Origin of the sequence: Caecibacter sp. AF58-12pH5A (assembly GCF_027681725.1) — a bacterium.
In the GTDB taxonomy this organism is placed as follows: Bacteria; Bacillota; Negativicutes; order Veillonellales; family Megasphaeraceae; genus Megasphaera; species Megasphaera hominis.
Window position 1 is genome coordinate 24,568 of record NZ_JAQDBC010000012.1, and the last position, 20,321, is coordinate 44,888.

The 20,321-nt window shown below is 52.1% G+C and carries 23 protein-coding genes and 1 riboswitch; of the genes, 18 read left to right on the plus strand and 5 right to left on the minus strand.

Going from position 1 to position 20,321, the window contains the following annotated elements; translation table 11 throughout:
* The first annotated feature begins 16 nt into the window (after nt 1-16).
* Nucleotides 17-1,402 (plus strand): aminotransferase-like domain-containing protein, encoded by a 1,386-nt coding sequence (locus tag PGX44_RS07070; RefSeq protein ID WP_498854811.1) that lies wholly within the window; start codon nt 17-19, stop codon nt 1,400-1,402.
* Between the two features lie 95 nt (nt 1,403-1,497).
* Entirely contained in the window at nt 1,498-2,286 is a 789-nt protein-coding gene (locus PGX44_RS07075) for a PhzF family phenazine biosynthesis protein (protein WP_498854812.1), read from the plus strand.
* Between the two features lie 86 nt (nt 2,287-2,372).
* Here the strand turns inward: PGX44_RS07075 and PGX44_RS07080 are convergent, their stop codons facing one another.
* The 4 genes from PGX44_RS07080 to PGX44_RS07095 all read right to left on the minus strand — a co-directional run bounded on the left by PGX44_RS07080 (nt 2,373) and on the right by PGX44_RS07095 (nt 5,665).
* Nucleotides 2,373-2,612, minus strand: a complete 240-nt coding sequence (locus PGX44_RS07080) for a TIGR03905 family TSCPD domain-containing protein (RefSeq protein WP_186504408.1) — start codon at nt 2,610-2,612, stop codon at nt 2,373-2,375.
* A 17-nt stretch (nt 2,613-2,629) separates the two neighbouring features.
* The gene (trxA, locus tag PGX44_RS07085) at nt 2,630-2,935 is read right to left on the minus strand and encodes a thioredoxin (protein ID WP_186504407.1); all 306 of its coding nucleotides are present in this window, start codon (nt 2,933-2,935) and stop codon (nt 2,630-2,632) included.
* Between the two features lie 121 nt (nt 2,936-3,056).
* Nucleotides 3,057-3,875 carry a MetQ/NlpA family ABC transporter substrate-binding protein gene (locus PGX44_RS07090; RefSeq protein ID WP_186504406.1) on the minus strand — a complete coding sequence of 273 codons (819 nt, stop codon included), beginning with the start codon at nt 3,873-3,875 and terminating at the stop codon, nt 3,057-3,059.
* 85 nt (nt 3,876-3,960) lie between these two features.
* Nucleotides 3,961-4,061, minus strand: a riboswitch (SAM riboswitch).
* A gap of 203 nt (nt 4,062-4,264) precedes the next feature.
* On the minus strand, nt 4,265-5,665 hold the full coding sequence (locus PGX44_RS07095) for an FAD-binding oxidoreductase (RefSeq protein WP_498854813.1): 1,401 nt from the start codon (nt 5,663-5,665) through the stop codon (nt 4,265-4,267).
* 208 nt (nt 5,666-5,873) lie between these two features.
* On the opposite strand from PGX44_RS07095, the gene PGX44_RS07100 reads away from it, so the two are divergent.
* From PGX44_RS07100 to PGX44_RS07140, 9 genes are all read left to right on the plus strand, one after another.
* A complete protein-coding gene (locus PGX44_RS07100) occupies nt 5,874-7,199 on the plus strand; it encodes an MFS transporter (protein ID WP_498854814.1) in 1,326 nt (441 codons plus the stop codon).
* 24 nt (nt 7,200-7,223) lie between these two features.
* On the plus strand, nt 7,224-7,994 hold the full coding sequence (locus tag PGX44_RS07105) for an SDR family NAD(P)-dependent oxidoreductase (RefSeq protein ID WP_498854815.1): 771 nt from the start codon (nt 7,224-7,226) through the stop codon (nt 7,992-7,994).
* Nucleotides 7,995-8,419: 425 nt separating this feature from the next.
* A complete protein-coding gene (locus PGX44_RS07110) occupies nt 8,420-9,418 on the plus strand; it encodes a uroporphyrinogen decarboxylase family protein (RefSeq protein WP_498854816.1) in 999 nt (332 codons plus the stop codon).
* Nucleotides 9,419-9,447: 29 nt separating this feature from the next.
* Complete coding sequence (locus PGX44_RS07115; RefSeq protein WP_498854817.1) at nt 9,448-10,308, plus strand: transporter substrate-binding domain-containing protein; 861 nt, start codon at nt 9,448-9,450, stop codon at nt 10,306-10,308.
* A gap of 25 nt (nt 10,309-10,333) precedes the next feature.
* Complete coding sequence (locus tag PGX44_RS07120; RefSeq protein ID WP_498854818.1) at nt 10,334-11,119, plus strand: amino acid ABC transporter permease; 786 nt, start codon at nt 10,334-10,336, stop codon at nt 11,117-11,119.
* An 18-nt stretch (nt 11,120-11,137) separates the two neighbouring features.
* Nucleotides 11,138-11,842 carry an amino acid ABC transporter permease gene (locus PGX44_RS07125; RefSeq protein ID WP_186504399.1) on the plus strand — a complete coding sequence of 235 codons (705 nt, stop codon included), beginning with the start codon at nt 11,138-11,140 and terminating at the stop codon, nt 11,840-11,842.
* A 20-nt stretch (nt 11,843-11,862) separates the two neighbouring features.
* Nucleotides 11,863-12,612 (plus strand): amino acid ABC transporter ATP-binding protein, encoded by a 750-nt coding sequence (locus PGX44_RS07130; RefSeq protein ID WP_498854819.1) that lies wholly within the window; start codon nt 11,863-11,865, stop codon nt 12,610-12,612.
* An 87-nt stretch (nt 12,613-12,699) separates the two neighbouring features.
* A complete protein-coding gene (locus PGX44_RS07135; protein ID WP_498854820.1) occupies nt 12,700-14,031 on the plus strand; it encodes a M20/M25/M40 family metallo-hydrolase in 1,332 nt (443 codons plus the stop codon).
* A 98-nt stretch (nt 14,032-14,129) separates the two neighbouring features.
* Nucleotides 14,130-14,696: a flavin reductase family protein gene (locus PGX44_RS07140; RefSeq protein WP_498854821.1), complete on the plus strand. Its 567-nt coding sequence runs from the start codon at nt 14,130-14,132 to the stop codon at nt 14,694-14,696.
* 38 nt (nt 14,697-14,734) lie between these two features.
* Here the strand turns inward: PGX44_RS07140 and PGX44_RS07145 are convergent, their stop codons facing one another.
* The gene (locus PGX44_RS07145; RefSeq protein ID WP_498854822.1) at nt 14,735-15,652 is read right to left on the minus strand and encodes a metal ABC transporter solute-binding protein, Zn/Mn family; all 918 of its coding nucleotides are present in this window, start codon (nt 15,650-15,652) and stop codon (nt 14,735-14,737) included.
* Nucleotides 15,653-15,808: 156 nt separating this feature from the next.
* Between PGX44_RS07145 and PGX44_RS07150 the strand changes: the two genes are divergently transcribed.
* From PGX44_RS07150 to thiD, 7 genes are all read left to right on the plus strand, one after another.
* Complete coding sequence (locus tag PGX44_RS07150) at nt 15,809-16,486, plus strand: metal ABC transporter ATP-binding protein (protein WP_498854823.1); 678 nt, start codon at nt 15,809-15,811, stop codon at nt 16,484-16,486.
* Nucleotides 16,479-17,309 carry a metal ABC transporter permease gene (locus tag PGX44_RS07155; RefSeq protein ID WP_498854824.1) on the plus strand — a complete coding sequence of 277 codons (831 nt, stop codon included), beginning with the start codon at nt 16,479-16,481 and terminating at the stop codon, nt 17,307-17,309. The genes PGX44_RS07150 and PGX44_RS07155 overlap by 8 nt, the downstream gene beginning before the upstream one ends.
* On the plus strand, nt 17,306-17,764 hold the full coding sequence (locus tag PGX44_RS07160) for a Fur family transcriptional regulator (protein ID WP_498854825.1): 459 nt from the start codon (nt 17,306-17,308) through the stop codon (nt 17,762-17,764). The genes PGX44_RS07155 and PGX44_RS07160 overlap by 4 nt, the downstream gene beginning before the upstream one ends.
* The gene (locus PGX44_RS07165; protein ID WP_498854826.1) at nt 17,757-18,527 is read left to right on the plus strand and encodes a serine hydrolase; all 771 of its coding nucleotides are present in this window, start codon (nt 17,757-17,759) and stop codon (nt 18,525-18,527) included. The genes PGX44_RS07160 and PGX44_RS07165 overlap by 8 nt, the downstream gene beginning before the upstream one ends.
* A gap of 110 nt (nt 18,528-18,637) precedes the next feature.
* A complete protein-coding gene (locus tag PGX44_RS07170; protein ID WP_186503209.1) occupies nt 18,638-18,955 on the plus strand; it encodes an ArsR/SmtB family transcription factor in 318 nt (105 codons plus the stop codon).
* A 33-nt stretch (nt 18,956-18,988) separates the two neighbouring features.
* Nucleotides 18,989-19,477 (plus strand): SixA phosphatase family protein, encoded by a 489-nt coding sequence (locus PGX44_RS07175; RefSeq protein WP_498854827.1) that lies wholly within the window; start codon nt 18,989-18,991, stop codon nt 19,475-19,477.
* 30 nt (nt 19,478-19,507) lie between these two features.
* Nucleotides 19,508-20,308 carry a bifunctional hydroxymethylpyrimidine kinase/phosphomethylpyrimidine kinase gene (thiD, locus tag PGX44_RS07180; protein WP_498854828.1) on the plus strand — a complete coding sequence of 267 codons (801 nt, stop codon included), beginning with the start codon at nt 19,508-19,510 and terminating at the stop codon, nt 20,306-20,308.
* Nucleotides 20,309-20,321 lie beyond the last annotated feature (13 nt).

The following is a 20,321-nucleotide window of genomic DNA, read 5'->3' on the forward strand; positions in this document are numbered from 1 at the left end:
CGGAAGGAGCCTTCTTATGCCCGTTAATTCCTTTGCCGATTATCCCATGTCATGGCAACCTGCTCTGCCACGGGAGGCCGGTCCCCAGCCTCTCTACCGGGTACTGGCTGCGCAGCTTGCCCGGGATATTGCCAGTGGTGTCCTGCGTCCCGGGACGAAGCTGCCACCCCAGCGGGAACTGGCCGATTTTCTCGATATTAGCGTCAGTACGGTTACCAAGGCCTTTCGCATATGCTCGAATAAGGGCCTTTTGACCAGTACTGTCGGGTCGGGAACCTTCGTCGCATATGATGCCCGCACGTGCCTTTCCGTCGCGCCGGAACGGCAACAGACGGTCATTGAAATGGGTTCTATGATGCCGGAAACGCTGCCTCAGGACGGCGTGACAGCCATATTGGAGCAGATGCTGCAGGAAGCATCTGCCAGCCGCCTTTACCAATACAGTAATCCCAAAGAAGTACGCCATCAGGATGCGGCCCGCTCCTTTTTACGCCAGGCCGGAGCGCTTCTGCCGGAGAATAAGGATGTTCTCTTTTCATTGGGTGGTCAGAATGCGCTGGCTGCCATCTTGCCGGCTCTTTTCAAAGCCGGGGACCGTATCGGCGTCGACCCCTTGATCTATCCGGGACTGAAACGTACTGCCAGCCTCTTTGGCATCCGCCTTGTACCCATTAATCAAACTAACGGGGAAATGAGCCGGCACGGTCTGCTCCAGGCTATCAGTGACTATCATATCAAAGGCGTGTACGTGACACCGGATTTTCAGAACCCGACAACTCATATACTCTCCCATGCCGGCCGGCAAATGCTGGCGGAAATAGCCCGTGAGAAGAACCTGGTCATCGTGGAGGATGCTATCGCCAGCTTGCTCCTGCCGCGGCCCGTGCCGCCTGTACAGTCCCTGGCGCCAGAACGGACCGTCTATATCCTCAGCCTTTCCAAGGCCATCCTGCCGGCCCTGCGCCTGGCCTATATTGCAGTCCCGGAACCGTGGCAGGGGCAGATAGAACAGGTTCTGGAAACGTTGGAACTGGCCCAGTCGGCACTCCTTTTGGAATTAGCAGACCGGATTATCGTCTCTGGAGAATACGAGGCCATCCTCAGGGAACGGCAGTCCAGCCTGGTGCGGCGCAATGAACTCACAGAGCGCATCCTGGCCGGCTTTGCCGTCGCTGGCGACAGGTACAGTCTGTGCCGCTGGCTCGTCCTGCCAGCAACCTGGACCGGTGAGCGATTTGAACGGGAAGCTTTACTGCATGGCGTACGCGTTCTCGGGGCGCAGCATTTTGCCGTAGGCCGCAAGCCCTGGCAGGAAGGTGTACGCCTGGCCATCGGTGCGCCACGTAATCTGGACCAGCTGGAGCAGGCACTGACGACGATCAAACGGCTTCTTGAAGACTAATGTGTGCGCCATACAATTATTTTATTGTATGGCGTTTTTCTCTGTGCTAAGATGAAGAAAAGGGAAAAACAAGAAGTCCAAAGGAGGTATACATCATGAAATGCTACATTGTCGATGCCTTTACAAAGGAAGTATTCAAGGGTAACCCGGCTGCCGTGTGTGTCATGAAGGAATGGCTGCCAGATGACGTCATGCAGCGCATTGCCATTGAAAATAACCTGTCCGAAACGGCGTTTACCGTAAAAGAAGGGGACCACTACCGCCTGCGCTGGTTTACGCCGGGGGGCGAAATTGATCTGTGCGGCCATGCCACGCTGGGCACGTCTTATGTCCTGTCCCGTTTCTACGAACCGGACAGGGAAGAATTCGTCTTTGAAACGTTGAGCGGCAAGCTCGTCGTCAGCCGCCACGGTGATCTCCTTTCTATGGATTTCCCGGCCTACGAAATGAAACCTGTCGCCGTGACGGACGCTATGGCTGAGGCCCTGGGCGTGCGTCCTGTAGAAGCCTATATGGCCCGCGACCTGGTGTGTGTCGTCCCTGATGAAACGGATGTCTTCGCGTGCCAGCCTGACCAGGAAAAAATCGCCGCTCTCGATGGTCTCTTATGCCACATTACGGCCCTGGGGAAGACATACGATTGTGTCAGCCGTTCTTTTGCACCGAAGCTGAAAGTGCCGGAGGATCCTGTCTGTGGCTCCGGGCACTGCCATATTATCCCCATCATGGCAGAAAAATTGGGGAAACAGGACCTCAAAGCCTACCAGGCGTCGCAGCGCGGCGGTGAACTCTACTGCCATTTGGAACAAGGACGCCTGGCCATGGCCGGCTATGCAGCCCTCTATTCGGAAGCAGACCTCAAGATACCTGGTGTAAAAGACTAGGCAGGGCTGTCTGTCCTTTTCTGCTTTTTTCCGCATATAACGGTAAAGCCCGTGCGTCGTGTGACGTACGGGCTTTTTTGGCTATATCAGACGTAGGCTTTGAGAGCCTGGGCCAGCTGGTCCGGACAGGATGTGTCCCGTTCACCGCAGCGGATGCCTTCCAGGCGGGTAATGACGTCCCGGACGGGCATGCCTTCGGCCAGGGCGGCGAGGCCCAGATGGTTGCCGGGACAGCCGCGCGTAAAGGAAACGTTGTGGACGCAGCCGTCTTTGATGTCGAAATCAATTTGTGTGGCGCAGATGCCACGCGGTGTGTACGAATACATGAACGAATTGCCTCCTTTTAGGGCAGTAAGGCGAGGATACTTTCTTTGGGCTGCACGCCGACAGATGTCGTGTAGAGCTGGCCGTCTTTAAAGACGACGAGCGTAGGAATGCTCATGACGCCAAACTGTTCGGCCAGGGCAGGCTGTTCGTCTACATTGACCTTGCCTACTTTGATTTCCGGATGTTCTGTGGCGATTTCCGCAATGGTCGGCGCCAGGAGACGGCACGGACCGCACCAAACGGCCCAAAAATCCAATAATACAGGTTTATCAGACTGCAGGACTTCCTGATCGAAGTTGTCTTTCGTAATCGTTATTTCCATAGTGGTCACTCCTTTTAGCGGCTTGATGTTTTTCTGATCGTTTTTATTATAACACATATTTTTGACATATGCGCGAAAAAATGCGCTCCCGAAAAACGGGAGCGCAAGAGCTGTCAGTACCTTAGAAGGCCGGGATAATGGAACCCTGATATTTGTCGTTAATGAATTTCTTGATCGTATCGGAGTGGTAAATATCGAGGATCTTCTTGTACGTTTCGTTGTTTTCGTCACCTGTGCGGACGACCATGACGCAGGCGTACGGCGAATCAGGCGATTCGACGAGAATCGAGTCCTTGAGGGGATTCAAGCCGGCAGGAATGGCGTAGTTCGTGTTGATGCAGGCCAGGTCCGTATCGTCGAGAGACCGCGGTGTCTGGGCGGCGTCGATTTCGATGAACTGCAGGTTTTTCGGATTTTCCGTAATGTCAGCGACAGACGCTTCGATGGAGTTGCCGTTTTTCAATTTGATCAGGCCGGCCTGCTGCAGGAGCAGAAGTGCACGGGCGCCGTTGGACGGGTCGTTCGGAATTGCTACTTTGCTGCCCGGCGCTACGTCGGCAATGTTCTTGTATTTATGCGAGTATACAGCCATAGGCATGAGAATGGTCTTGCCAATGGAAGTCAGCTTTAAACCTTCTTTTTTGATGATATTGTCCAAGTACGGCTGATGCTGATAGGAGTTCATGTTCAGGTCGTTATCGGCCAGGGCTTTATCAGGCTGTACGTAGTCGTTGAATTCGACGACCTTGATCTTGATGCCCTGTTTTTCTGCTTCTTTGGCTACCTGGTCCATGATTTCAGCGTGCGGACCGGCAGTTACGCCTACTTTGATTTCTTTGTCAGCAGCGGCTTTGTCGCTGTTAGAGCCGCAGCCCGCTGCAAAGACGCAAATAGCAGCGATGAGGCCGGCTGTGAGAAGCTTTTTAATAGATGATTTCATAGAGTCATACCCCTCTCAAAAATTATGTAATATGTATTCGTAACAAAAAAGCCGTCATTCAGATGACGGCCTGCAGTTGCATAGCTGTTCATCTGCCGGAATTACCTTCCGTTGGAGTTGGCACCTTCCCGGGTGGGGGTTGCCGCAGTGTCATAGGGCCACTCCCTCGACTGCTCTGGATGAAACGACAGTTTTATTGTTAGGTTGTATCCTATCATGAATTGCGGACGCTGTCAATCTATTTTAGAAACATTCTAGTATTTCCTTCTACAAAACTAATACCGTACGAGAAAATTGCAAAGCCTGTACAGGGAATTGCGCGTTTTGCAGAGAAAAAACACCCCGGCTTGCCGGGGTGTTTAGAATGACATTCTGTTGGACGGTGGCGCTTAGGCGTTGAAGAGCTTGCCCGGGTTGAGGATGTTATTGGGGTCCATGGCCCGTTTGATGGTCTTCATAACCTGGAGTTCGCCTGACGGTGTGAATTCTTCCACGTATTGCAGCTTCTTAGCGCCAATGCCGTGTTCACCGGCCAGGCGGCCGCCGACACTATAGGCGTATTCATAGACCTGGTGATGGAATTTATCGACACTGGCCGCCCACTCTTCGTCGGTCATATTGACCTTACAAAGAACGATGTGCAGGTTGCCGTCGCCAATATGGGCATTGATTTTGACCTGGAAGGGATAGTCTTCGCCGATTTCCATGATCTTTTCAATGGTCGGAGCAATTTTGTGGACTGGTACGACGACGTCGTCTGTGAGAAATACCTTGCTGACCAGTTCGCACGAATTCTGGATGTTGCGGCGCATATTCCAAATGCGGTCGTCAGCTTCGAGGACTTCAACAGCACCGGTTTCTTCGCAAATATTGCAGACCGTTTCCATCTTGGTGTCCAGCTCGTCTTCCCGGAAGGTTTCTACAGTGATGATGACGTAAATTCCATCTTCATAATGGGGCATATCCGAATAATGGCAATAATCGGCTGTATCGCGGACGTACGAGTTGTCCATGTATTCTACACTTGTCGGATCGATGCCGGCTTTCATCAGCTGGGGCACCATATACAGGGCCTGGCGCGGATCCGTATAGATAGCCAGGACATCGAAGTGATACGGCGGCAAGGGAATCAGGCGTACCGTCACTTTGGTAATAATGCCTAAGGTGCCTTCACTGCCGATGATCAGCTGTTCCAGGTCATAGCCGGTAGAGCATTTTTTCAGGATGCCGCCACATTCGACGATTTCACCTGTCGGCGTGACCATTTCCAGGCTGTAAACCTGGTTACGCGTAACGCCGTAACGGACGGCCCGCAGACCACCGGCATTGGTTGCCAGGTTGGCACCGATCATGCAGCTTTCGGCGCTGGACGGGTCGCCGGCGTACATGAGGCCGTGGGCTTTGGCTTCTTTTTGAATATCTAAGGTACGTACGCCTGCTTCGGCCGTGAGGTACATGCCTTCTTCATTCAGTTCAATAATCTTATTGAGCCGTTCCATACAGAGGACAAGGCCGCCGTAAACAGGAATGGCACCGTCAGCCAGGCTGGTGCCGGCACTGCGGACGGTAATGGGGAAGTGGTATTCATTGGCCAGTTTTACAATTTGTGAAATTTCTTCGGCATTGGCCGGCAGTACTGCCGCTTCGGGCATGTGGAATTTCTGCGGGTCGTTTTCGTAGTCTGTCTGGTACTGGACCAGAATATCTTTGTCCGTCTTGACATAAGACGGGCCGGTAATGGCTTTTAATTTATCGACAATTTCTTGCGTAATTGGGTTGTATGTCTGCATGAGGCCTGCCTCCTAGGTGAAGAATAAATAAATTCTGGCTATTATTCTAACACTTTTTTTCTGAAAAGGGAAAGCTATTCGAACGGAATTCGAGAAAATAATCTGACCGGGCACAGGCAATGCCTAAAAACAGGGCGTAATAGATAACTTTTTTTACGGCAAAAAGCATGACAATCTAGTATAATGAAGGGAAAGAAAGGATGATACTATGCAGACGTCGCGACGGCTTTTTTATTCTATTTCCTTCATCAGCTTTATAGGACCTTTCTTGTCGACGGGCCTGACCATTGCCCTGCCACAGGTGGCTGCCGGTTTTGGCGTACCGGCAGAGCAGGTCAGCTGGGTAGTGACGGCCTATCTCATCGGTACGGCCTCGCTTTTATTGCCTTTAGGCAAGTTTGCCGACGTATATGGCAGGCGCCGGGTCTATGCGGCAGCGCTCATGGCCTTTGCCATTTGTACGCTCGCTGCGGCCTTTGCCCCCAGCCTAAGCAGCCTCATTGCCTGCCGGCTGCTCCAAGGGGCAGCCTTGGCTGCTGTCTATGTTACGTACATGCCGCTGCTTCTGACGACGACGGATGAACAGCATCAGGGACTTACGCTGGGAACGGCTGTGGCACTGACCTATTTGGGCCTGACACTGGGGCCCGTGCTGGGCGGCTTTTTGACCGGTCTCTTGGGCTGGCGCAGTATTTTTATCATTTCTGCTCTGGTTACAGGCGGGGCCTGGCTGCTGGTCTGTACGCTTCGTCAGGAATGGTATGGTACAGCAGCGCCCTTCGTCAATGCCGTGAGCAGTGTCCTCTGTATTAGCGGTGTTGGTATTTTTCTTTATGGCCTTTCGGCATATGCCGAACACAGCTGGCCTGTCTGGCTGGGCCTGGCCCTGCTGGTCTGCTTTATTGTTCATGAACGCTACTCCCGTCATCCTCTTTTGCCGCTCTTTTTATTCCGCAACCGGGTCTTTTCCTTTTCCTCCCTGGCGGCGCTCATCCAGTACAGTGCGACCTATGCGATTACTTTTTTGCTGTCCTTGTATTTGCAGCTCGTCCTGGGCCTGACACCGGCCAAGGCCGGCTTTGTGCTCCTGTCCCAGCCCGTCATGATGGCCCTCCTGTCCCGCCGTTCCGGTCACTTAGCCGACCTTTACGGCTCGCGGCTCATCGCGTCTGCAGGCCTTGCTATTACCGCCGTAGGCCTTGCCGGCCTGGCCTGGGCGCCGCAGGTGGAGCTGTCGGGGATCGTCGCCTTCCTGGTCCTTACGGGGATTGGCTCGGCCCTTTTTGGGGCACCCAATAATGCCGCCATCATGGGCTCTGTGAAGGAGCAGTTTCAGGGTACGGCGGCCAGCATTCTGGCTCTCGTCCGCCATGCCGGCCAGTCCATGAGCATGGCGCTGGTAACCTTGGTTTTTGCGCAAATGACCCTGGTCGTTACGCCGTATACGGCAGCAGTGCTGACGGCTGTACATGTATCGTTTTTGCTTTTGGCTGGTTTTTGTGTGTTAGCTATGATTGCGTCCTGGCAGCGCTGAGACGAGGAGAAAGGGGAATGTAGTATGGATTTAGGTTTACGTGATAAAGTAGCCGTCGTTACAGGCGGTACGGAAGGTATTGGTTTTGCTGCAGCCCGGCAGTTTCTGGCAGAAGGGGCGTACGTTGCCGTCTGTGGCCGCCGTCAGGCCGTGCTGGATCAGGCACTGGCACAATTAGGCCCGCGGGCCTTCGGCCAGACCTGTGACATGACGCAGGAAGACGCGGTCTATGCCTTTGCCAAAGCCGTCTACGATCATTTTGGCCGCATGGATGTGTGGGTCAATAATGTAGGCGCGACTATTGCGCGACAAGACGACTGGTATACCGGCGAGGAAATTGACCGGACCTATGCGGTCAATTTTAAGTCCGTCGTCATGGGCAGCCAGGCAGCCATTGCCTACTTGGAAAAACAGGGCGGCGTTATCGTCAATGTCGCGTCCTTAGCAGCCCGCTGCGCTACGTCCGGCAGGGCTACCCTGTACGGGCCTCTCAAGTCGGCTGTCGTCGGCTTTACCAATACCTTTGCCGGTGAAGTTGCCGCCAAGGGCGTACGCGTTACGGCAGTCCTGCCGGGGTTTACCGTGACCCCCCTCGTGAAGGCTACCATCCGGCCAGAGGACCTGATAAAACAAGGACAGACGTGTTTGTTGCACCGGCCGGCAGCGCCTGAAGAAATTGCCGGGCCTATCGTCTTTTTGGCAAGTTCTCAGGCCAGCTACATGACCGGTACGGCCATCGAAGTATCGGGCGGCCGCAGTGTTACCCTGAATCCCGGTTATTCTTATGGAAAATAACACTATCTGTATTAAAGTTGAATTAGATTCTAAAAATTTTTAAAAGTATACTTGACAAGAGTTCATTTAAAGTGTACTATACTCGTAAACATTGGAAACGCCAAGACCGGACCAAGTACACGTAACGGGGTCTTACAGAGAGCGGGAATCGAAGGCTGAGAGTTCCTGCAGTACACTCCTTACGCTGGAATGCCTCCGCGAGCGGGCGGGTCGAATCAAGTAGATCCGCACGAAAAGCCTCCGTTACGGGTATCGAGATACAGTATAGATCAGTGTATGCTGTAAGCAGAGTGGAACCGCGGACCACCGTCTCTGTCATAGGGACGGTGTTTTTTTGTGCGTTTTTCCCGGTATATATCGAGGTCACACCAATGTAACAAATAATAAATAGAGTAGTTTCACGCAAATAATAGGGGGATTTAACGATGACACAAAGCAAAAAAGAATTAGTTTTGGCAGCCATGGACAACAAAGCAACCGACCGTGTACCCGTTGGTTTTTGGTTTCACTTTTTAAAAGATGAAATCCATTCTAATTCCTTCGAGCATCCGGAATTTATAGAAGAACTCTTTCAGGGTCAGACGAAATATATTGATACGGCCAAACCGGATTTTGTCAAAATCATGACCGATGGCTTTTTCCCGTATGAAAACAAGACAGTACAGCATTTGGAAACGGCAGAGGACTTCAAGCACATCCAGCCTCTGGCTGATGATGATCCCTGGTTTACGACGCAGATCGCCTATGCCAAACGCCTGACCGACAAATACGGCGCCGACCTGGCCATGTTCTACAATGTCTTCTGCGCCGGCACGACAATCAAATTCATGCGTGACGATATCAGCACCAGCGAAGAATACCTGGCTCAGCTCGTCCGCGAAGATCCCCAGGCTGTCCGTCAAGGCCTGGATGTCATTTCCGGCGACCTGGCAAAACTTGCCAAACGCCTGATTACAGAAGGCGGTGTGACAGGCATTTACCTGAGCCTCCAGAATCTACTTGGCGAAGGTATTACGAAGGACGTGTACGATCAGGTCTTTGCACCGGGTGAAAAAGAAATCCTCGCCGCTGCCAACAGCGTCAGCGATTACAATATCCTGCACATCTGCGGCTGGCATGGTCATCGCAATGACCTGTCGTGGTATGCCGATTACGACGTGAAGACCATCAACTGGGCTGTCGTCGTCGAAGACGTGCCCCTCTCGGAAGGCCGCAAAATCTTTGGCCAGCGCGCAGCCTTAGGCGGCTTTGGCAATTTGGAAACAGAAGTGCTCTATGCCGGCACGAAGGAAGAAATTCAGGCAGAAACGAAAAAGATCCTTGAGGGCGCAGGCCGTCAGGGCATTATCATTGGCGCCGATTGCACCGTACCGCGCGATACCAACTGGGAACATTTTGAATGGGTCCGCGAAGCAGCGAAATAAGTATTTTACAGAAAACGGGGGAATACACCATGAATATAAAGAAACTCAGCAAAGCTATTTTGACAGCAGCTCTCGTAGGGGTCGTCGCAGCCGCCTTAACCGGTTGCGGTAAGAGCGATAATGCCGCCGCAGATAATGGCAAGAAAAAGACCGTTAACGTAGCCTTTACGAACTATTACGTGCCCTATGATTTCGCCAACGATAAAGGCGAACCCGATGGCTTTGAAGTAGCCGTCATGAAGGAAGTCGCCAAGAAGCTGCCCCAATATGACTGGAAGTTTACACCGACCTCTGATGATGATCTCCTCATCGGTGTAGAATCGGGCAAATACGATATTGGCACGAAGGGCATCTGGAAGACAGCGGCCCGGGAAAAGAAATACATTTTCCCGAAGGAATATCTCGGCGCCAGCGTCATCGGCCTGGTTATCCGCAAGGATGAAGCCAGCCAGGTGACAAACATGGAAAGCTTTGCCAAATACAGCGGCAAGCTCGTACCGATTGCACCGCAGGACGCCCGTTACTCTGTTATCGAACAGTACAACAAGGAACATCCGGATAATCAGATTCAGCTGAAATCGTCGGAAGCCTTCCAAATTGCCGACGCCTATACGTGGGTTATGGAAGGACGCTACGACGGCTACCTGGAAGTCGAACTGAGCTACAAGAACAACGTCGAAAAACCGGACGCACCGTATCATCAGTTTGCCGATCAGCTGACCTATCTCCGTTATAAGGCCATCCCGACGTACGCGCTCTTTAACAAGAAGGACCAGCAGCTGGCCGACGAGTACGACAAGGCTATCAAGGAACTGCGGGATGAAGGCAAAATTGCCGAACTGGAACAGAAATACTTTGGTGAAAGCCTGTCCCAGTATATGAATCAGTAATAAGAAAGAAAAGGAGGAGTGCACAGTGAATACAAGACCTTTTGATCCATCGGTCATTTTTACAACCATGCCGGACCTTTTGTCCTACTTGTCTGTGACCTTGCTGGTGGCCGTAACCAGTATTATTCTCGGTTCGCTTTTCGGCATGATCTTGGCACAGGCAAAAATGGGTACGCACCGGATTCCACGCTGGCTTGCCCATGGCTACACGTATATCATGCGCTGCACGCCTTCCATTGTACTGCTGTTTATCGTCTTCTACGGGCTGCCAAAGCTCGTAGAAGTCTTTACTTCCTACGATATGAACGACGTAAACCGTGCGGTCTTCGCCATCATCACCTTTACGCTCCTCTTTGGCGCGTATATTTCGGAAGTATTCCGGGCAGCCTACCAGGCTGTTCCCAAGGGGCAGTATGAAGCAGCTGTGAGCATCGGCCTGACGCCGTTTCAGGCGTTCTGCCAGGTCATGCTGCCACAGGCGGCAGTGATTGCCCTGCCGAACTTTGGCAACTCTGTCATCAACCTGCTCAAGGAAGGCGCGTTGGCCTATACGATCGGCCTCATCGACCTCATCGGCAAGGCCAATCTGATTATTGCGCAAAACTTCGGTGCCTATGGGATTGAAATCTATCTTTCCTGCATGATTATTTATTGGCTTATGACCACTCTTCTGGCTAAAGGCTTCCTGGCCTTGGAAGCGCACCTCGACAAGGGCCAGACCTTGCAGGCCGGACAGATGAAGCGCAGCCGGATACTGCCACTTTTCAAAACGACGCCGGCGCTGATCAAGAAGTTTCAGCGTCAGGGATAAGGTAAAGGAGAAACTGCTATGGAACTGGATTATACATTTATGGCCGATACGTTCTTCAAAATTTGGAGCGGTATCGGCACCACCCTGAGCCTGACAGTACTGTCCCTGCTCATTGCCGCGCCGGTAGCCTTTTATATGGCTGTCCTGCGGATTCGTGGGAATAGTGTAGGCAGCGGTCTGACGCAGGCCTACATTTCATTCGTCCGGGGCACGCCGATTGTCCTGCAGATTCTGCTGCTGTACAGTCTTTTGCCGAGCTTTTTAAATATGCTCGTCAAAAGCATGGGTTCTAATTTCAACGTCTTTGACAGCATCGATCCATTCTGGTATGCTGTCGTCGTTTTTTCCCTGAATACGATCGCCCTCTTGGCAGAAGTGTTCCGCTCGGCCCTTCTGAGCATCCCTAAGGGACAGCTTGAAGCCGGCGTTTCCATTGGCCTTTCGGAATTCCAGACGTACCGCAAGATCATCATTCCCCAGGCCATGGTCGTGGCCTTGCCGGCCATTTGCAATATTACGGTAAACCTGATCAAAGGGACCTCCCTGGCCTTCCTCATGACCGTAAAGGATGTTTTGGCTATCGGCAAGATTGCCGCCTCTTACGGCTATAATTACATCGAATCGTATCTGGATGTGTTCCTCGTCTACATTATCGTCTGCACGATTGTACAGCTCCTGTATAAATTTGCAGAACAGCACGTCGGCGCATTCCGGGCAGCCTGATACAGGAAGGAGTACCAGCCATGTTAATGTCAATTAAAAACGTACGCAAGCGCTTCGGTGATCTCGAAGTGTTGAAAAACGTACATATGGATATCGATAAAGGCGACGTCGTCGTCATCCTCGGACCCAGCGGTTCCGGTAAGACTACCTTCTTGCGCTGCCTTAATTTTTTGGAACGGGCCGATGCAGGGGAAATGGATTTTGCCGGTATGGAAATCGATCTGAGCCATCCCAGCAAAAAGGAAATTGCCACAGTACGGCAAAAGACGGCCTTTGTCTTTCAGGGCTACAACCTCTTTGCCAATAAGACCGTCCTGGAAAACGTGACCCTGGGCCTTGTGACCGGCCGGGGTATGAAACGGCAGGAAGCTGAAGAGCTGGCGAAAAAAGCGCTGGAAAAGGTCGGCATGGCCGATCGCCTGGATTATTATCCGGCCCAGCTTTCCGGCGGCCAGCAGCAGCGCGTGGGTATTGCCCGGGCCATTGCCGTCCGGCCGGATGTCATTCTCTTTGATGAACCGACGTCGGCTCTTGATCCGGAACTCGTCGGTGAAGTCTTGAAGGTCATGCGGGACCTGGCTAATGACGGGACGACCATGATCGTCGTGACACACGAAATGAAGTTTGCCCGTGATGTAGCGTCTCATGTGATTTTCATGGATGGCGGTGTCATCGTAGAAGAAGGGACGTCAGAAGATATTTTTGAGCACCCGCAGGAAGAACGGACCAAAAAGTTCCTCCATCGCGTGCTGTGCCATACGTATGAATAGTAAAAATCCGGAAGTGAGGGACTTCCGGATTTTTCTTTCACCTATATATGATACAATACGGATAGGAAAAGAAAATGAGGTGATTCCATGCAGATACATGAAGAAGAACAATTAACGACCCATTTGCAGCAGTTTATCCGCTGCAGCACGATTTCCAATGAAGACGTAGAACAATTCGACTGGCCTGAGTTTACGAAACTCCATGGCCTGTTTAAAGCGTTTTATCCTACGCTGTATAAGGAGTTTTCTGTAACTGAGGTAGGCCGGGCAGGCCTCCTTTTTCATTATGCTTCAGGCCACCAGGAGAAGACACCTCTCGTCCTCAGTGCCCATCAGGACGTGGTAGAACCGGGGGTCCTGTCGTTATGGCACCAGGAACCTTTCAGCGGGGCCTATGCCGACGGCTGTGTTTGGGGCCGCGGCACGACAGACTGCAAGCATCTCTTCCTGGCCGAAATGGAAGCCGTAGAAACACTCTTTGCCCAGGGTTTCCGTCCTGACTACGACCTTTATATTGCCTTAGGGTACAGTGAAGAAATATACACGACCAGCGGGGAAGATGGGGGCCGCTTATTAAAGGAGGCCTTTGACGCGCAAGGCGTCAAGGAAATCGCTCTTTTTGACGAAGGCGGCAGTATTACGACTGACGCACAGGGCCATCGCGTAGCCCGCGTCGGCCTGGGGGATAAATCGCAAATAGTATATGAATTATACAAGGAAGGGACAGGCGGCCATTCCAGCGTGCCGGGGCTGCATACAGATATGGGCGCCCTGGCCCGCTCTATCGTAGCCTTGGAGGATCATCCCCGCCCGTATAAGCTGACCGACCTGGCACGGGGCCAGCTGCAGGGACTGGCGAAGCTGGAAACAGGAGAAAGACAGCGTATCTTTGCCGACCCTGACCGCCATTGGGACGAAGTGTGTGCCTTAGCGGCGGCGGATCCGCAGCTCGACGCCCTGTTACATACGACGCTTTGTGTCACCATGGCCCAGGGAGCCCGGCAGGTAAACGTCATTCCTGCCCGGGTCAGTGCCATGATCAGTGCCCGCGTCCTGCCAGGCGAAACGGGAGATGAAATTCTCGCCTATATTCAGCAGTATCTGACCGGTGGCATTCAGGTGCGCCGCGTGTCCGGGATTGATCCGGTTCATGAAGATACGCCGCATAGTGAAGAGTTTGCCTGTGTCGCCAAGACGATTCAGGACGTGTACGGTACGGATGTCATGGTTATGCCGTCCCTCATGCTCTTTGCTACGGATTCCCGCTATTATGCCGACATTGCCAAGCACATCTTTCTCTTTAGCGGCTACGAACAGGATCAGCGCTGGGGACCCATGCATGGTGTAAACGAAAAGATTCCTGCCGATGCCCTGCCGGGCGGCCGTGCTTTCTTCATGCAGCTGTTGCAGAATTACTAAGTATCAAAAAAGATAGTATAGAACAATAAAGTGCGTTCTTCCTAAAAGGTACTATAAATGATAGGATACACTCAGAAGCAAGAAGGAGGCACTTAGCTATGCAAAAAGATGTAGGTTCTGTTATGGCGCTCTATCCGACGCCCGTTACGATTGTCGGTCTGGTCAAGGACGGCCAGGTCAATTTCCTGACTGTAGCCCATGTAGGGGTTGTTGAACATGGCCATTTGCTCATTAGCATCGACAAGGCTCATACCTTTTCTGATGCTGGCATTAAGGAACACGGTGTCGTTTCCGTAAGCCTTGTCAACCGGGAGCTTTTGACCGCTGCCGATTACTGTGGTATGCATAAAGGCGCGCAGGAAGATAAGTCCGGCGTGTTCCGCTATCATTTTGGCGAGCTGGCCTATGCGCCTATCCTCGACGATGCGCCTGTATCCATGGAATGCCGCATTGTGGACTCTGTGGAAGTGGGCAATTTTACCAACTATATCCTAAAACCGGTGCATACCTTCGTCCAGGAAGAATGCCTGAACGAACGGGGCCGCGTAGATTACGAGAAAGTGGCGCCTGTCCTCTTTGAATTCCAGAACGGCCAATACCTGAGTACAGGCAAGGTCATAGGGAAATGCTGGAGCGAAGGCAAAAACTATACACCAAATAAATAAGCAGAAAAAATGCCGGACCGTGAACGGGTCCGGCATTTTTATATCATAGACTGATATAATTTTTCCAGATTTTTCTGCATGGTTTCCAAATAGGTCTCTGTCCCATCCCCCTCTTCAAGGGTTTCAATGACTTCTACGCGGGCACCGATTTCCCGGGCCAGCGTATTGGGAATACGGGGGCTTTCCCCGGCTTCCATAAAGACCGTCGTTAGACCGTCACGGCGGCATTCATCAGCCAGATTCTTCAAATGGTGGATGCTGGGCTCACCGGCAGCGAAGACGTTGCTCAGGCTGAGCTGGGTTAAGTTAAAGTCGCTTGCCATATAAGAAAAGGCAGCGTGGCCTGTGACGAAGGTGTGCCGCTGAGCGGCAGCAAATTTCCGGGTGTATTCGCCTAAGAGACTGTCAGCTTTGCCGGTAAACCGGGCGTAGCGCTCGTTATAATAGGCAGCGTGGGCCGGATCGGCAGCGACGAAGGCATCGCGCATATTGCGGGCTTCCACTTTGGCGTTCTTTAAGCTTAACCAAACGTGAGGGTCGGCGGCCTTTTCTTCCTTTTGGCCGGGCAGGACCTGTTTCATTTCAATGTAGTGGATGTCGGCGCCATCTGAGGCCGTGACGACGCGAAGCTTCGGGTTATGTGCTGTAGCGATGGCTTTGGGTGCCCACTCTTCCAGATCACAGCCGTTGATGATAAACACATCGGCCTGGGAGAGGGCCGAAAGGTCCGACGCTTTTGGCTGGAAATCATGTGGTTCTTCGCCAGACGGGATAACCGTATGGATGGTAATTGCATCACCGCCAATTTCCCGGGCCAGTTCTTCCATGGCATAAAAGGAAACGACGACGGACAGTTTATCCTGTGCGGCCGGCTCCGGTGCTGCCTGGTGTTCACTGGCACAGCCTGAAAGAAAGACGAGAAGAAGAGCGAGAAAACAAAGAAGAAGGCGTTTCATACTAAGTCCTTTCAAAATTCATAATTGCGAATACCTTGCGTTTGCACTTAAAAAGAGGATATAATATAAAGTACTACTTGTCAACGCCTGTACCTGTATTTCTTATGAATCTATTAGCCGGCGCGGACAGGGATTTACAGAAAGAGAGGATTTTCCATGATCCAGTTGTCACACGTCTATTATGCGTACGAGATCGGCACGCCGTATTTACTGCGCGACTTGAATCTGACGATCCATAATGGCGATTATATTTCTATTGTCGGTGAGAATGGATCCGGCAAGAGCACCTTTGTCAAATTGCTCCTGGGCCTTTTAAAGCCATCAGAAGGCAGCCTGGTCAATGATTTCAAGCGCACGAGCTACGTATCCCAGCGCTTTGAAACGCTGAACCAGCAGTTTCCCATTACCGTCCGGGAAGTAATGAATACGTACTGCAAGGTCCTGCACATCAAAGACCGCAGTCTCGTCGACCACTATTTGGAGCTCATGAAAATGAGCGAGTACAGCGACTCCCTCATTGGCAACCTGTCTGGCGGCCAATGCCAAAAAGTCTTTATTGCCAGAGCCCTCTTAGGGCATCCGGATCTGCTGATCCTCGATGAACCGTCGACAGGGATTGACGTCAAATCCCAGGCCGAGCTCTACCCTTTTTTAAAGAAGCTCAACGAAGAGCATAGCCTGACCATCGTTACGGTCGAACATAATCTGCGGGCAGCTATGCGCAATTCGAAGTTCCTTTACCACGTCGCCAATGGCAGCGGTCATTTATGCTCGCCGGAAGAATATATCCGTGAATATGTAAAAGAAAATACAGGAAGTGAATCGTATGTTTGAATATTCCTTTATGCAGAACGCCTGCATTGTGGCTTTGCTCATCTCCCTGGTGTGCCCCATGATCGGCATGTTCCTTGTCCTGCGCCGCTATTCCATGATCGGCGATGCCTTGTCACATGCCTCGTTAGCAGGTGTAGCCGTAGGTCTCCTGATCGATGTAAACCCTATTATCAGCGCCTTTTGTCTGACCAGCTTTTTTGGCGTCCTCATCGAAGCCCTGCGTAATCAGTTCCGCCGCTACGCGGAATTGGTCCTGATCATCGTTTTGTCCTTATCGGTAGGCATTGCCATTACGATTATCAGTGCCGGCCTGGTTCATACCAATGTAGAATCATTCCTCTTTGGCAGTATTTTGACGGTTTCCTCGACAGATGTCTGGTCCGTCGTCATCCTCAGCATTATTTCTCTGACAACCATCCTTTGGCTCTACCCCCAGCTGGTCATGATCACCTTTGACGAAGACGGGGCCCGCGTAGCCGGTGTACGGGTCAAACTGATCAATTATATTTTTTCTATTCTCGTAGCAGCTACGATTTCTGTATCAATCCGCATCGTGGGTATTCTGGTCATCAGTTCCCTCATTGCCCTGCCGGTGGCAACGGCCTTGCAATTGCAAAAGGGCTTTTGCCGGACGCTGCAATTTTCCGTGCTCTTTAGCTTTATCGATATTTTAACGGGTCTTTTTGTCTCCTATTGGATTGATGCGGCACCAGGCGGTGTTACGGCCATTACGTCCGTCGTTCTCCTGCTTTTCGTGCTGCTAGGCAAGCAGCTGCGCCTTTCCCTGGGCCAGCGCCAGAAACGAAAGGAGCTGAAAGCATGACAGAAAGCAAAAATTATGAAGAGTTCCTGCACCAATATGGCCTCAAAAATACACGGCCCCGCAGACGGGTGCTGGAAATTCTCTTCGGCCAGGAAGAACTATTGACGGCAGAAGAAATCTATCAGGAATTATTAGAAGCCGGTGAGACCGTCAACGTATCGACGGTCTACCGCGTCCTCGAGCTCTTTACGGAAAAGAAGCTCGTCGAAAAGACCTTTCTGCCGGAAACGAGAAAGTATGCGTTCTCCCTGCGTATGCCGGGACACGTCCATTATCTCATTTGCATCCGCTGTCATAAAAAGGTGGATCTTTCCGGCTGTCCCTTGTCGGATTATGAAAGGAAGGTAGCCGCTAATACGGGCTTTGACATTATCGGTCACCGTTTGGAATTATATGGCCTCTGCAAGGAATGCCGGGACAAGGACGCGGCAGGAGGGACAGAACAGCATGAATAGTACTTGGCTGGCAGAACACGTACCTGCCTTTGTAACGGGGCCGACGCAGCTTTCCCTGTATTGCCGCCGTTTGTCTGATAGTGAACCCTGGTTATACCAGGACCGGATCATGCCGTCGGCCAGCTTGATTAAGTTACCGATTATGAGTGCCCTGTTCCGGCAGGAAAAGGAGGGCGCCCTGACCCTCGAAGAACGCTGTACCGTAACGGAGAGTGTCGAAGGCGGTTCTTTTTATGGCCGCGACGGCGCTGTCGTAGCCTTGCAGGAGCTGGTCTTTCATATGATCGTCGAAAGTGACAATACCTGTGCTAACCTGCTTATAGAACGCCTGGGACTGGATACCATTCAGGCTGAAATCGACAGGCTGGGGCTGGTACATACGAAAATCTGCCGCAAAATGATGGATTTTGAAGCAGCTGCCGCCGGCCGGGAAAACCTGACCTGCGCTGCCGATATGGGCCGCTTTTTCAGCCTGCTTGCAAACGGCCAGTGTGTCGATCCCCGGCGTGACAAGGCTATGCGGGATATTCTCAGCCGGCAGGAGGATAACTGTATTCTTCCGGCCCAGCTGCCCCATACGGTCCGCGTCGATCATAAGACAGGCGAACTGGATGGAATCTATCATGACTGCGGCCTCATCTATGCGCCAGGCGGAACCTTTATTCTCTGCCTCTTGGCCCGGCATGTGGCAAATGAGCCGAAATTATTTTATGAATTATCTTATTTTACGCGGGCACTGTACGATGAACTGCAAAAAAAGTAAAATTTTAGAATACTTTTCTAGAAACACATACAGAAATGCATGCATGTATGTTATAATTAGATATTCAGGAAAGAGGGCAGCGAGGCTGTCGGTCGTGATGGGGGATTTTCATGTTGGCTGACGAGGGGAAACAAACAGAAGCGCCAGTGCCGCAAGAGTATATTGTGCCACTGGCCGGTATCTTTAAAGTGTTGGGAGACCCGACACGGTTGCGCATTTTGCAAGTACTGATGCAGGGCGAATGCTGTGTAGGCGATGTAGCAGAACGCTTGTCCATGGAACAGTCTGCTGTATCCCATCAACTGCGTATTTTGCGGGACGCCGGCCTGATCCAGTACCGGCGCCAGGGAAAACTGGTCTGGTATTCGCTGGCTGACGACCATGTCTATACGCTGCTCGCCGTTGGCTTGCAGCACGTAGCCGAATAACGGGTGCCCTTAGGGGAAGAAGGATATAATTATATGTATATAGGTTTAATGCGTCATGGAAAAGCAGAACCCTTTGTCACCGGTCAGGATGACGCCTTGCGGCAGCTGACAGAGCGGGGACGACGGGACGTGACGGCTATGGCAGCCTTAGTACGTCGCTGGTGGCCTGCCGGTACTACGCAGATCTGGACCAGCCCGGTACTGCGGGCACGGCAGACGGCAGAAATCATGGGACGGCAGGTCCGCCCCGAGGCGGTACAGCAGCAGGATGCCCTGGCGACAGGCAATCTGGATGGGTTATACAAGAGCCTGGCCAGGTACGACGACAAGGCTTCGTTGCTGCTCATTGGCCATTCACCGTATCTCGAAAGCTGGACAGAGATGCTGACGGGAATGAAATTAGACTATAAGACAGGCAGCCTGGCCTTTTTTTCGTACGATGCCTATGATGGGGCTTACGGCAAAGCCAAGCTACTGCTTTATATACACCCTGCAGCAGCCCAGATGCTGCTGCGTCAATAAGATGCATTACTATACCGGGAGGTTTTATATATGAAACATGTATTATCTATTGCAGGTACGGACCCGTCAGGTGGTGCCGGTGCAGCAGCGGACTGCAAGACCTTTTGTGCTCATGGCTGTTTTGCTCTCAATGTCATTACAGCCGTCGTATCCCAAAATACGCAGGGCGTGCGTGGGTACATGGATGTCACACCGGATTTAATTGCCGATCAGATCGATGCCGTCTTTGAAGATATCGACGTAGATGCCGTAAAAATCGGCATGGTCAGTGTACCGGAAACGATTCGCGTCATTGCCGATAAGCTCAAACAGTATACACCGCGCTTTGTCGTCATCGATCCCGTCATGGTAGCGACGAGCGGCCATCGCCTGCTCGTACCGGAAGCGGAACAAACTTTGCGGGATATTCTCCTGCCTTTGGCAGATGTATTGACGCCGAATATTCCTGAAGCAGAAGTGCTTACGGGCAAAGAAATTCACAGCCTGGCTGATATGGAAGCGGCGGGCCGGGAAATTGCGGCCATGGGAGCCAAAGCAGTGCTCGTCAAGGGCGGTCACCGCGTAGAAGATGCGACGGATTTGCTCTTTGACGGTACGGACGTTCATTATTTTAAAGGCCAGCGTGTAGAAAGCACGAGTACCCATGGTACGGGCTGCTCCTTGTCGAGTGCCATTGCCTCTAACCTGGCTAACGGCATGCAGCTGAGCGATGCTGTAGCAGCGGCCAAGCACTATGTATTTACCGGCATTGCCCATGCCGAACCGATTGGCAAAGGGCACGGGCCGATCCATCATTTTTATGAATTATATAAAAAAGCAGGTCTCATATAAACGCGAAGTTGAG